Below are 13,530 nucleotides of genomic sequence, written 5' to 3' on the forward strand. Positions count from 1 at the left end.
ATCGTGCGTTAACAAACAATTAGAAACCGGGTATTTTGGGTAATACTGTAGCCGGTTACTCTATCGCTACGGATCGGGTATTGAACAGGCCCTTATCCAGGTCGATTGTCAGCTTTCCGGCTGAGTTGATGGTCGTTGTTGCCCATGTCTGCGTAGGCCGAATAGTCTGCCCGTCTCCGTTACCAACCCGAACGGTTATGGGGAGGTTGAACCCGTCGGCGTCGGCAACCCATCGGTAACTGAGTGTCAGTTCGTCCGTACTTTTCGCAATGATTTTATAGTCCAGCGTTGGCAGGTTCGGATAACGCAGGTACTGATTGAACAGAGGCCGAAGGTTAACCCCCGTTCGTTCGCTCAGAAAGTCAATGATCTCGTCGGTGTAAACGATAGACAACTGCTTTTCAACAGCCAGTGCCTTGAGGGCGGCAAACCAGGTTGTATCGTTACCTACTGCGTTGCGAAGGGTGTGCAGCATCCAGGTGCCTTTGTAATAGATGTCGGTGTCTTCCTGATCATAATTGACGCCCGACGGACCCAGCAGGGGAAATTTGTTCTGGATCAGTTTCCGCTGGGTGTTCAGGTAGTCGACGGCCCGCGGTTTGCCCTGCGTGTATTCGACGTACAACGCTTCGGCGTAAGTCGTGAACGCTTCGTGAATCCACATTTCGGCCGGATCGGCGCACCTTAAACTATTGCCAAAGTACTCGTGACCGCTCTCGTGGATGATGATGAAATCGAACCCGAAGGTATTGTTTCGAAACTGATTCCCGTACGCGATGGCACTCTGGTGTTCCATGCCCCAATAAGGCGTCTCGACCAGTTTGTAGCCATCCCGCCAGAAAGGGTACTTCCCGAAATAAGTTTCATAACAGGCCAGCATGGTCTTCACCTGTTTGAAATGAGTACGGGCTTTCTGCACATTACCGGGCAGTACGTAATAATCCAGCGGAAGTTTCTGCCCATCGCGGGCAGTGTAGGTGTCAGTAATATGCGCGTAGTCAGAGATGTTAAGCGTAACATTGTAATTGTTGATCGGGTAATGGACGAACCATGTCCATTCGGTTTGACGACCATCCGGTGTTGGTTTCTGGCCAATCAGCTTTCCGTTCGAAACGCAGGTAAGTCCTTTCGGAACCCGACAGCTGATTCGCATCGAGTCGGGTTCATCGGACAGGTGGTCTTTGTTAGGCCACCACAAGCTGGCGCCCGTACCCTCGCAGGCAACGGTGAGCCAGTTCGTTTTTTTTGCGGTTGTGGTATCGGTCCGCCAGACGAAGCCACCATCCCAGGGCGGATTGCTGGCCAGTACCGGACTCCCTGAATACGCAATGGTCAACGCCCGCCGTTGTCCAATGGGTTGTGGCTCATTCATCGTGATGAAAATCGCGTTGCCATCGCGGGAATAGGCGAGTGCTTTCCCGTTCTGTCGAATGGATTGTATCGCCATGTTCGCAAACAGATCGACCTGCATCCGGCGAAACGGGTGAACGACTTTATAGTGAATGGTGTTCGTGCCCTCGATCCGTTTGGTAGCCGGGTCGACGCTTACACGCAGATCATAGAACGTTACGTCGTAACTGGTTCGCTCCGGGCGAAGGCTGCCACGTAGGGAGTCGGCATGACTGAACGGCTGGGCAAAAACCGCCGAAACAGGCAATAGACCGGTTGACGTAAGCAACAGGGTAATGAGCAGGCTTGTGGTGCTTTTGCCAGAACGATGCATGGGAGCGATGACGAAGAATCAGCAGGAAGCCAGCCTATAAAGCGCTGCTGGGAAGCGGGATAGCGGTCCGTTCGGTTCGGTAGTTTACTTTGCGAATCCGCCCGAATCCGCCGAGGCCAACCTGTAGATTGATCAGGCCACCCGAAAACGGAGCGGTTGCCTGAACCGGGCTGACCGATAACTTTGTGCGCACGAACCAGAAACTATCTTCCGAACGATCAGGCTTTTGGGTATTGTCGCCTAATTTGATGTCGACAATAACGCCCACCGTTGGCGCGTGATTCGTCAGCGAAAAACCTTTGTAGCGTTCGTCGTTGCGGTCGCGCGGAGACAGATCGAGCAGGCGATACCCGACGTAGGGAATGAACCGACTGCGGGGCGAATCGTACAGGATGCGCCCTACACCCACTTCCAGCAGGGATGGCCTGACACGCATACCATCTTCCCAGGATTGATTCTGGTGTTTGAATGCCTGTGTTAGCTGCGCAGTATACTGTGTTGGATGCAGGAGGAGTATGGTCCGTCGAAAGGCAATGTCCAGACCTGTCGCAATGCCAAGCGGTGTGCTGATCGTTCCGGCCAGCGGCCCCGTTGGCAAAAGGCTACCACCACCCGCGAAAATCCCAAAACCAATCTTGGATGAACGGACAATCGTTACCAGGTCGGGTGTATCGTAGAGTCGTATGGCAACCTGCCGCTGCCAACGCAGCAACGCTTCCTGATCATCGCCCCCGCCCGTTTCTCCCCGAAACCGGTTAACCTCAGAACCCAGTTCGGAATTGGTCAGGTACTCGATCTGTTTGGCTCTCTGTTTAAAATGCCGGTCGGCCCGCAGCGTAATAAGTTTGGCTTTCATCAGCCGGGCATGCACTTCGACGAGATCGAACAGAACCTGGTTGTACGTTAATGTTCGGTCATTCTTCGCCGTCTCCGATATCCACGATAAGTTGCGGAACATCAGGCAGTACGCATCGACGGCGGGCTCACTCCATAGCGATGTTGGGCGGACTTCGTAACCAAGCTGGTAGTAAAATTCGGAACCACCCAGGCCCGGTTGAGTTGGTGAATGAAAATCAGTTAACTGCAACCGTCGGGTGGCACTCCAGTGCAGCGTATCAATCGTCGCCTGCGCCGAAGCGAGCAGGGGCGAAAGCAGCAGCACGTAGAGCAGACGGTTCATAGTGTGTAAGGTAGCGTAGAAAAATAAAGGTACTACTAAGGGGCTTACAGCAAGATGAAGAAGCTATTTCCCGGTGCCAATAGTAACAAAATTTACGCAAAAAAGGCGCGACTTGTTGCAGAAGTCACGCCTTTTTGTGGATTGTAATCGATAGGTAAGCGGATACGTATAAAAATGGTTCATGAACCAATTACCCTACGCACCTATACCGATAAGCTAGTATCGGTACATTTCCGATTTGAACGGACCGGCAACGGGTACGCCGATATAGTCCGCCTGATCCTGCTCAAGTGGTTCGAGCCGGGCACCAACGTGGGCAAGGTGCATCGCGGCTACTTTCTCGTCAAGAATTTTTGGCAATACATACACTTTGTTCTCGTAGTTGGCTGAGTTAGCCCACAGTTCGAGCTGTGCCAGCGTCTGGTTTGCGAACGAACATGACATCACGAACGACGGGTGTCCCATCGCGCAGCCAAGGTTCACCAACCGGCCTTCAGCCAGTACGATGATTTCCTTACCGTTCACGTCGTACATGTCAACCTGTGGTTTGATTTGGCTCTTGCTGTGACCGTAGTTTTCGTTCAGCCACGCCATATCGATCTCGTTATCGAAGTGACCAATGTTACAAACAATGGCTTTATCACGCATGGCTTCGAAGTGACGCCCTTTGATGATGCCAACGTTACCCGTAGCCGTCACAAAGATCTGAGCACGAGGAACGGCCTCATCCATCGGAATGACTTCGTAGCCATCCATAGCGGCCTGTAATGCGCAAATTGGATCGATTTCGGTGACCAGTACCCGGCAGCCAGCACCGCGCAGCGATTCAGCCGAACCTTTACCAACATCGCCATAACCCGCTACGACGGCCACTTTACCCGCCAGCATCAGGTCTGTCGCGCGACGGATCGCATCGACCAGCGACTCGCGGCAACCGTATTTATTGTCAAATTTCGACTTCGTTACCGAGTCATTCACGTTGATAGCAGGCAGGTGAAGCGTACCGTTCTTCATGCGCTCATACAGCCGGTGAACGCCTGTGGTGGTTTCTTCCGACAGCCCTTTGATACCGGCGATCAGTTCTGGATAGACATCAAAAACCATGTTGGTCAGGTCACCACCGTCGTCGAGGATCATGTTGAGCGGCTGGCGATCTTCACCGAAGAACAGCGTTTGCTCGATGCACCAGTTAAATTCTTCTTCGTTCATCCCTTTCCAGGCATAAACCGGAATGCCAGCGGCAGCAATGGCAGCCGCTGCGTGATCCTGCGTTGAGAAAATATTGCAGGACGACCAGGTTACGTCAGCACCCAGTTCAACCAGCGTTTCGATCAGAACGGCCGTTTGAATGGTCATGTGCAGACAGCCGGCAACGCGGGCACCCGCCAGCGGTTTCGATGGACCGAACTCAGCACGAAGGGCCATCAGACCGGGCATTTCGGCCTCGGCCAGTTTGATCTCTTTACGGCCCCACTCGGCCAGCGCGATGTCCTTAACTTTGTAAGGGACGTACGTGGAAGTTTGCATAGTATTTAATAAAAGACGAAGTGCTTAGTCAACGATAAATGGCTACGTACTTCGCGGTTGATTTCTTAGCAAAATGCAAAAATAAGAACCGTTGAGCAGAAACCCTATCTGAATCGCAATACTTTAGTGTTCGGTGTAGGCAGGTGCCTCCACTGTGTTCTGAAACGTACCTGATCGCATCAGTTTGATGTAAATCGCAGTCGGGCTAACTTCCCGTCCATCGTTGTGATCAATACGTCCCGTTTCCCCAATGACCACACTCGATTCACCATCGCATTGGACAATTTGTGGGCCCAACTGACCCGACGGCTCTGCCGATCGATCGCATACAGCACACCGTCGTCGGTCGGAACGAAGACAACGCCGTTGTGTTCAAGGATGGGGGATGGGCTTATTTCGGAACCGTAGTTACAGTTGACGAACCATTCGGGTTTTGGACTGTCGGATCGGGTCGATAAGGCCCAGAGCGTATCGGTCATGCACTTCACGTAAAGCAGGGAGCCGTCTTCCGAGAGGCCGCTGGCTTCAAATCCTTTGTGCTGGTTTGTCTTCCAGATTTCCTGGCCGGTTGCTGCGTTAAGAGCCGTAACCGTACGGTCGGGCGTTTGAATAAAAATACGACCATTCGTCAACACCGGAGTACCGGCGGCTGGCGAGAAATTTCGGCTTTTGCCATTAGTCCAGGTCCAGGCTGGCTGCCCCGTTTTTTTGTCGAGAGCGTAGAGCGTCGATCCCCAGGAACCGAAGTAAACGTTCTTTTTGTCGGCAATGGGCACCGACTCAACGAAACCGGTTACCGCGCCAAATGTCCACTGCGTTGCGCCATCGTTCAGCGATAACGCCCTGAATTTGCCTTCCGAACTGCCAATGTAAACCACATTGCCATTGATGAGTGGACTGGCAACAATGGGTTTGCCTGTTTCGACTTTCCAGTTAAGTTTTCCATTCCGTTTATCGAGGCAGTAAATTGTCCCGTCGGTCGAGGCAACAACCAGTCGATTTTTCTGCAGGGCTGGGGTCGAATAAACTTTCCCTCCCGTCGAAAATCGCCAGTTCACCGAGCCATCGCTTACCGATAAAGCAACGATCTGTCCATTCGTGTTGGGATAGAAACATAATTTATTGTCGGCAAGAATACCCGCACCAATATCGCTGCTGTCCTGTTTTTCCCAAACGGACCGTACGTTTTTGTACGTTTCGTTGACTGCATACGACGGTCGCGGATACGGTTTCGATTCCTGATTAAAGTGATGATTTTTTAGCAAAATGGTCCGCCAGGGCGCTGCGGTTTGTCCTTCGACAGAGCCAACGGTCGGGGTTCGAACCGCAAACGACAGCGTATCATGCTGAATTGTAACCAAATTGTAGCCACCGACGGTGTCTTTCGCGCGCAGATTCGAGCGGCCCATTGTAGCCGGAATGCCCTCCGCATCCATCGCCTGGTTGGCGTGACCATGACCACACAGTGTAGCCTGAACGTTCGTCTTTTTTATGGTATCAATCAGCAGATACCAGTTGGCCAAGCCCTCATCGAGGGGGTAATGGTTCATGAAAATGACGGGCCGATCAGAACCCTTGAGCTTCTCGACTTCCGACCGCAGCCATAACACATCTTCACGAGCGACCAGTCCCGGCGACATGCGCATGTTGGGTCCACTGCCGCAACCAATGAACCGGTATTTACCAAAATCGAAGGAGAAGTGCTCGCTCCCGAAAATTTTCCGAAAGCTGTTGCAGCCATTTTCCGACCATTTGGTATCGTGGTTCCCCGGAAAGACATACCATTTCTTCGTCAAGCCATCGAGGATTCGTTTAGCGGTCGTCAGTTCCTGCTCGGTGCCGAAATCGGTGATATCGCCGGTAACTACCACGAAGTCAATGGCTGGTTGCGCGTTGATGTCGTTTACCGTTCGTTGCAGGTCTTCAGCGGCTGTTTCGGGTGCCCCAACGTGCGTGTCGGTTACGAAGGCAAAGCGAATGGGTTGCGCGAATGCACTGCCAGCTAGAGCAAGCAGGAGGAAGGTGAGTAAGCGATTCATCGAATGGCAAAATGCTATAGCGAAGCTGGTTAGATTCCTGTCTGGTAAATGGCTCGATAAAAATAAGTCGAAATTTTCTTGACAACGAAAATTTGCTTTCGTAATTATGTAAGAACTTACGTAAGTAATAACCTAGTTATGGATTTTATGGCAGATATGGCCGAGCTGGCTCTCGCGAGTCGGCTTCGGCGGTTAAGTGACGTGTACTGGCAGGCCGTAACGGCAATCTACCGGCAGTCGGGCGTTGATTTTGACGTGCGCTGGGTAACCATTTTCGTGCTAATTGCCCGCCAGGGACCAGTAGCCGTTATGGAAATTGCCGATCGGTTGGGTATCACACATCCCGCCGTCATTCAGGTCATTAATGAACTGGAGAAGAAAGAGCTGATCGTATCGGCCAAGTCGGAACAGGACGGGCGTAAACGGCTGCTATCGCTGAGCGCAGCCGGACAGGCTATGCTGCCCAAACTTCAGCCCTTGTGGGATGCGTTTGTGGCAGTCAACCACGACATGCTATCCCGGCAAACGCACAATCTGCTGGTGTCGCTTCAGGAAATGGAAGCACAGCTGGCCGAGCGCAACTTCTTCGATCGAGTTCAGGATCAATTGAAAAAAAACGACTCCAAGCAGCAGTAAGTCATGAATACAATCACTATCACGCCCTACACACCCACCTATCAGCCCGATTTCAAACGGCTGAACCTTGAATGGATTGAAAAATACTTTCGCGTCGAACCACACGATTTGGAACAATTGGACCACCCAGAGACGCACATCCTGCCCAACGATGGTCAGATCTTTTTTGCCAAAGAAAATGACCGGATCGTTGGCTGCGTGGCAATGGTCAACATGGGTGAATCGGGGTTTGAACTGGCTAAAATGGCGGTGTCTCCCGAAACAAGGGGCAACGGCGTGGGGAAACTATTGTGTCTGGCGGCCATTGACTACGCCCGGCAGCTGGGTGTTAGAACCGTCTGGCTCGAATCGAACCGGGTGCTGACACCGGCGCTGACCATGTACGCCCGCGTCGGCTTTCGGGAAGTGCCCCGTGTGCCAACACCTTACGACCGCGCTGATATTCGCATGGAAATAGCGTTATAAAGGACAGATTTGCGGAGTAGAAGCAGCCGTTGGCCATACGCCGTATCTCCAAGATACGGCGTATGGCCAACGGCTGAATTCATGGTTACTTCAAATACGGTTTCAGGACCGGTGCCCAACGCTGATAACCGGCATCAGTCATATGCAGGCTATCCGATTTGAACAGCGCAGGAACCGGCTGGCCGTCCGGTCCGAGCATCGACGGCCTGATGTCCACAAAGGTTGCTTTGCGCTGTTTACGCAGAAATTGGCTGATCAGTTGATTGGCTTCGTTAACCACCGGCCAGTACTGCCGACGTGATGGACTGAGCTTGATCGCGATGAAGACAAACGGCACCTTCGGCAGCTTTTTACGAACATACTGGAACAAGTCCACGAAGTTTTCGTAAGTCTGCTGAGCGGAGAGCTTACTGGACGCAATGTCATTCTCACCCGCGTAGACTATTACTTGTTTGGGCTTGTAAGCAAGGATAACGCGGTCGGCGAAATAACGGACATCGCTCAGCACCGAACCACCGAAACCCCGATTCAACACGACTTTGCCGGGGAAATACTGTTGCAGATCCGGCCAGAGACGGATGGACGAGCTTCCCGTGAACAGGATGGGGTTCTTCGGCGGTGGGCTTTGCTTGTCCTTTGCTTCGAACGCCTGAATCTCGGACTCGAACTTGTTGTCCTGGGCTGTGGTGCAACAAGGAATTAGTAAAGTAAAAAAACTTAAAAAGAAGGCATTTCGTAGTTGATTCATAAGCGCTAAGCAATCCAAAATCTAAACCGATCAATAAGGCTCCATGTCTGGTTGACCTTTTCCAGCATGATTAACTCGCCACGTCCACAAGTTCCTCCGCAATAAAAACTACTGAACGAAATGAGATTTATAGTGATGTCGATTGTGGCGAGAAATAAAAATGGTGAAACACGGCCTACAAAAAGGGCAGGACGGACTCTAATCCCATTCCCCGCGAGCCTTTGACCAGAATGTGCGTGTCGGTCATGGGATGATCCATGAGCCAGTTGTGCAGCGAAAACTTGTCAGGTACATAGTAGGCTTTGGGGAGCGAGCCAAGCGCAAACTGCATGTCTTTGCCGGCAAGAATGACCAGGTCGAACTGGCCGTCGGCAACGAGTTTACCCAATGCTGCATGTTCGGCCTCGCTCTCCTGACCAAGTTCGTACATGTCACCCAGAATTACCACTTTACGATTTGCTGACATAGCCGCAAACTGACGAATCGCAGCCGCCATTGAACTCGGATTGGCGTTATACGCATCGAGCAAGATGGTGTTCGAGCCTTTATGGATCACCTGCGAGCGGTTATTCGTCGGGTTATACGCAGCTACGGCGTGGTTGGCTTCTTTCGGCGAAACGCCGAAATAATGGCCAATGGCCAGCGCAGCCAGCATGTTCTCGAAATTATAGCGACCGGGTAGGTGCGTGGTCACCTCGCCACTGGCTCCGTCGCGAAAAATAACGACCGGCGACTCCTGAATCAGCTCAACGGGTTCGCCCGGATAAAAAATGGCTTCGGCAAAGGTCGTTTCGGAACGAATCGCTTTCAGGCGTTCGCGGTACATCGCGGTCAGGGTCGTATCGCGGGAATTGATGAACACCGTTTTAGCGTTCTGGGCCAGATAATCGTACAACTCACCTTTCCCTTTTCGGACGCCCTCGATGCCGCCGAATCCTTCGAGGTGCGCTTTGCCCACGTTGGTGATCAGGCCGTGTGTCGGTTGAGCGATCGAACAGAGCAGTTCGATTTCTTTTTGATGATTAGCCCCCATTTCGACAACGGCCAGTTCGTATTGTTCGTTGATGGCCAGTACCGTCAGCGGCACACCGATGTGGTTGTTGAGATTGCCCACCGTGGCATAGGTCCGGAAATTCTTCGACAGCACAGCCGCGATCAGCTCCTTGGTCGTGGTTTTGCCATTCGAGCCGGTTAAACCCACGACCGGAATCGTCAGGGTCTGGCGGTGGTGTCGGGCGAGGTCCTGAAGGGTCAGCAGGCTATCGGCTACCAACAGGCATCTTGACTCCCGGTGAGCGATCGCCGGATCATCCACGAGTGCGTACCGGGCTCCTGCTGCGAGCGCCTGTTCGGCAAAGAGATTGCCGTTGAAGTTATCGCCCCTAAGGGCAACGAACAGACAGTCGGCGGTAATCGTACGCGTATCGGTCGAAACGCCGGAGCATTCCTGAAATTTCGAATAAAGTTCTGCCGTTGAGAGCATACCTGTAGACATAAATGAAGTCGCAGTTCGTTCTTCTGTGTGAATCCGGACCTTGTTTTGGCCTGTTTTCATCCGCGACTAGGGCGTTGGCGCTGTTCGCGAAAATCCTCATTTTACTGAGAATTGCCCAAAATTAGATGAAAAAGCTGTTTACGCTTTGTTTTTTCGTTATTCCGCTGCTCAACTACGCCCAGTCGACGGCACCAGCCTTTGGTTTTCAGTATGACCAACGTCCTACGGTCAGCATCGATGGTCGTGCACTGATCAGTCCGTGGGCGGGTGGGCTGAACGCCCTGCAATACGCGACCGTGCGCCTGAACGATGATGCCCGCGACGATCTGGTAGTATTTGATCGGTCGACCAATAAGGTCAGCACGTTTGTCGCGATTGATAACCCGACGGGGAGCGGTATTGCGTGGCAGTACGCACCCGCTTACGAAACGGCCTTTCCGTCCATCAATGGCTGGATGGTTATCATTGATTACGACGCCGATGGTCGCAAAGACCTATTCTCGCCCGGTCCATCCGGCAACATCGATGTGTATCATAATGAAACGCAGGGCGGCAATGTCGTCTTCAAACGAGTCATCAGTTCGCTTACGACGGTAGGCTTCGGGGGTAAACAGAATTTGTACGTAGCGCCAACGGATGCCCCCGCCATCACGGACTTCGACGATGATGGTGATATTGATATTTTGACCTTTGACGCGTCGGGCAACCTGATCACTTACCAGCAGAACATGAGCGTCGAGCGGACGGGAAAGAAAGACGGGCTGGACTTCAAACGGGCCGATTGCCAGGTCTGGGGGCATTTTATTAAAGAGTTCTGCAATGACTTCACATTCGGTATCTCGTGCGATGGTACAGCGGGCGCAGGCAAAGTCAACCCAGTCGTGAACGCAGCCAAACCCGTTGGAACACGGCCTTTACACTCCGGCAATACGCTGGCGATCCTGGACGTTAACGGCGACGGTAAAAAAGATATGCTGTTCGGGTTTGTTTCCTGCACCAATATCGCCGTTCTGTATAATGCCGGAGCCAACAACGAAAACGCCACGTTTACGTCGTTCGATAGTCTGTTCCCGGCCCAGAATCCGATCGCATTCCCGGCCTACGCAGCCACATTCTCGGAAGACGTTGATGGGGACGGCATCAAAGATCTGCTGGCTTCGACTTACTCGGACTTTAACGAAAATAGGCTATACAATTTTCGGGCATCGAGCTGGTTCTACCGGAATGCGGGTACCAATCAGAAACCGGATTTTAAGCTAATCCAGAAAGATTTTCTGCAAAATGACATGCTTGATCTGGGCGAAAACGCGGCTCCCGCGCTGGCCGATCTGGACGGCGATGGCGATATGGATTTGCTGGTTGGGTACAGTGGCGTGCTGAGTGGCACCGCGTATCGGGCCGGCCTATGGCATTTCGAGAACAAAGGCACAACCCAGAATCCGGCATTCGCGCTCGTCACAACCGACTACCTGGGGCTTACGCAGGGATTGGGTTTGAGTGAGGTCGTCCCGTCGTTTGCCGATGTTGACGCCAATGGGAGCACTGATCTGGTACTGACGGGGACGGGAGCAAAGGGCATCGAGATACGGGTGTTCTTCAATACGGCGGCCAAAGGAGCGGCTGCCCAGTACAGCCTTGCCGGAGCCACCCGCTGGCCGACGCCCGACCTGATGCAGCCGGGTGAACTGCTGACGGTAGCGGACATGGATCACGATGGAAAATCCGATGTACTGGTTGGCAAAAGTGAAGGGACGGTGCATTATTTCCGGAACGCCGGAACCGCGGTTAGTCCTACGTTTCAATTGCAAAACCAGCGATTTGGTGGGTTCACCAACGACAATTCGTATTACGACCGGGCCCGCTCGCTGGTCATCGCAGATATGAACGGCGACAAAAAAGAAGAGATCATTACGGCATCCAACAACGGAAAAGTTCGAATCTATCAATTCCCCGCCAGGCTCGATCAGTCGCTTACGCTGATCGACTCCCTGCCCGGTTTGGGATTGCCCGGCACCGGACTCATAGCCGCGATGGCTGATCTGGACGGCGATCAGCTGCCCGATCTGATGCTAGGAAGCGAAGCGGGTGGCGTACGATACCTGAAAAATTCGTCACAGAAAGTCGTCGTTACGGGTTTGCCCGAAGAGGTGACGGGGCCGTGGGCGTTTCCCAATCCGACGGATCGTTACCTGACGGTCCGGCCTGCCTTTTCGGGTCGTATTGAACTGGTGTCATTATCGGGACAGGCCATGTTGCCGATGCAGGAGGTCAAGGTCGATGTTGAAACGGTGATCGATTTGGGCGGTTTGTCGGATGGTACGTATCTGTTGCGATTGACCGCCGATAACCGTCCGGCGCTGGTACAAAAGGTAGTTGTGTGGAAGTAGCGAAAACTCTTTCGGGTCTCAGCCGTTAGTAGTTTTTAGAGTGAATGACCTGTGCCGACCGACAGGAATTAATCTTGACGTTTACTACTATGGAAAATACAAATAACTCCGATCAACAACGCGTCGACCAGAATACGGGTGGTCCGCTCGAAGGTATGTCGCCCCAGAACACAAATATGCCGGCCAACAATGACGAAGAAGAGGCTGTCGTCTACGCGGGGCTGGGCGTTAACAACGATCCTGACGTACTGAATCCCGGCGATGAGGAAGCGTCGGATACGTTGCTCTACACCGACACGCTCACTGCCCAACACGCCACCGACGGGGTGTCGAACGATGAGGACATGGATGATCTTCCCGATGATTTACTAGAGGATATTTCGGATGATGAACTGGACAACGAAATCACCGAACTGGCTGAAGAAGAAAAGGAAGGTAACGAACGCTATTAAGTAGTAAACTGGCCGATCAGATGCAACGCTACTCTCTGCTACATCTGATCGGCCAGACTGCGTTGCTCTCATACGTAAAACGCCAGCATAGCCCCTTGATCCGGTTGGCCGCGTGCGCAAACATAACCTTCGGCACTCTCTGTCGATCGGTAACCTATTCTTGGTTGTTTCATCGAAGCTAATCTGTCTGTCGACAATACTCACTGTAAAAACAGATAGCAAAGATTCATCTTACGCTTCACGTACCGCTCATAGCGATTTTGAACTAACAGACTCGCTACTCATCGAGCATTTTTGTCTGCTCAGGCCACCAATCACCCTGGCCACCCTAGTTCACCAATCGCCAACGACAGTCTTTCGTACATGTGACGACAGTCATGGCCTGATCCGTTTGTCGGCTACAGTCACTAACGCTTTCCCAAGTTAATCCGTACCAGCGTGTTTGGCGAACAGGGTCACCGGCGCAACTCATTCAGCCCATTTTGGGTTATTCTATACAGGTGAAGCGTAATTCTGTAACACAAGCAACCGTCGTTTTGGCGACCTTCGTTGTGTTAATCAAGTTGAGATCGAACCAGTTGTAATCGAAGCGTCCATCCGTTAGTTGGGCGCTGTCAGGTATAAATAATAAGCACATGGAAACTGTAAAATTCAAGACTAATATTAAATGTGGGGGCTGCATTGCCACCGTTACCCCTTTTCTGAATGAAGCCGTTGGTGAAGGCCATTGGCAGGTCGATGTTCAGAATCCCAGCAAAGTACTGACCGCCGAAACCACTACGGCGACCGCTGCCCAGGTCAAACAGGCTATCGAAAAGGCAGGGTTTAAGGCTGAGCCGTTGAACTAAACTGTTTAGTAGTTGTGCTTGATCGTTCGT

At 52.4% G+C, this 13,530-nt stretch carries 11 protein-coding genes; 5 read left to right on the forward strand and 6 right to left on the reverse strand.

Annotated elements, in window-relative coordinates:
* Positions 1 to 55: 55 nt before the first annotated feature.
* From GK091_RS22610 to GK091_RS22625, 4 genes are all read right to left on the reverse strand, one after another.
* Complete coding sequence (locus tag GK091_RS22610; RefSeq protein ID WP_164042263.1) at positions 56 to 1,723, reverse strand: M1 family metallopeptidase; 1,668 nt, start codon at positions 1,721 to 1,723, stop codon at positions 56 to 58.
* Positions 1,724 to 1,757: 34 nt separating this feature from the next.
* Positions 1,758 to 2,903: a hypothetical protein gene (locus GK091_RS22615; RefSeq protein ID WP_164042265.1), complete on the reverse strand. Its 1,146-nt coding sequence runs from the start codon at positions 2,901 to 2,903 to the stop codon at positions 1,758 to 1,760.
* A 216-nt stretch (positions 2,904 to 3,119) separates the two neighbouring features.
* A complete protein-coding gene (gene ahcY / locus GK091_RS22620; RefSeq protein WP_164042267.1) occupies positions 3,120 to 4,430 on the reverse strand; it encodes an adenosylhomocysteinase in 1,311 nt (436 codons plus the stop codon).
* A gap of 179 nt (positions 4,431 to 4,609) precedes the next feature.
* Entirely contained in the window at positions 4,610 to 6,469 is a 1,860-nt protein-coding gene (locus GK091_RS22625) for an outer membrane protein assembly factor BamB family protein (protein ID WP_164042270.1), read from the reverse strand.
* A 138-nt stretch (positions 6,470 to 6,607) separates the two neighbouring features.
* Here GK091_RS22625 and GK091_RS22630 point away from each other — a divergent pair, with 138 nt between their 5' ends.
* Together GK091_RS22630 and GK091_RS22635 are read left to right on the forward strand one after the other, a co-directional pair.
* A complete protein-coding gene (locus tag GK091_RS22630) occupies positions 6,608 to 7,105 on the forward strand; it encodes a MarR family winged helix-turn-helix transcriptional regulator (protein WP_164042272.1) in 498 nt (165 codons plus the stop codon).
* Positions 7,106 to 7,108: 3 nt separating this feature from the next.
* Complete coding sequence (locus GK091_RS22635; RefSeq protein ID WP_164042274.1) at positions 7,109 to 7,570, forward strand: GNAT family N-acetyltransferase; 462 nt, start codon at positions 7,109 to 7,111, stop codon at positions 7,568 to 7,570.
* Positions 7,571 to 7,655: 85 nt separating this feature from the next.
* Here GK091_RS22635 and GK091_RS22640 read toward each other — a convergent pair whose 3' ends face one another.
* A complete protein-coding gene (locus tag GK091_RS22640) occupies positions 7,656 to 8,318 on the reverse strand; it encodes a GDSL-type esterase/lipase family protein (protein ID WP_164042276.1) in 663 nt (220 codons plus the stop codon).
* A gap of 175 nt (positions 8,319 to 8,493) precedes the next feature.
* On the reverse strand, positions 8,494 to 9,801 hold the full coding sequence (locus tag GK091_RS22645; RefSeq protein WP_170312766.1) for a UDP-N-acetylmuramoyl-tripeptide--D-alanyl-D-alanine ligase: 1,308 nt from the start codon (positions 9,799 to 9,801) through the stop codon (positions 8,494 to 8,496).
* A 137-nt stretch (positions 9,802 to 9,938) separates the two neighbouring features.
* On the opposite strand from GK091_RS22645, the gene GK091_RS22650 reads away from it, so the two are divergent.
* The 3 genes from GK091_RS22650 to GK091_RS22660 all read left to right on the forward strand — a co-directional run bounded on the left by GK091_RS22650 (position 9,939) and on the right by GK091_RS22660 (position 13,500).
* Positions 9,939 to 12,200, forward strand: coding sequence for an FG-GAP-like repeat-containing protein (locus GK091_RS22650; RefSeq protein WP_164042280.1), 2,262 nt, complete (start codon positions 9,939 to 9,941; stop codon positions 12,198 to 12,200).
* Between the two features lie 89 nt (positions 12,201 to 12,289).
* Complete coding sequence (locus GK091_RS22655) at positions 12,290 to 12,652, forward strand: hypothetical protein (RefSeq protein ID WP_164042282.1); 363 nt, start codon at positions 12,290 to 12,292, stop codon at positions 12,650 to 12,652.
* Between the two features lie 635 nt (positions 12,653 to 13,287).
* Positions 13,288 to 13,500: a heavy-metal-associated domain-containing protein gene (locus GK091_RS22660; protein WP_164042285.1), complete on the forward strand. Its 213-nt coding sequence runs from the start codon at positions 13,288 to 13,290 to the stop codon at positions 13,498 to 13,500.
* The last annotated feature ends 30 nt before the right edge of the window (positions 13,501 to 13,530 follow it).

The organism is Spirosoma agri, from assembly GCF_010747415.1.
Taxonomy (GTDB): domain Bacteria; phylum Bacteroidota; class Bacteroidia; order Cytophagales; family Spirosomataceae; genus Spirosoma; species Spirosoma agri.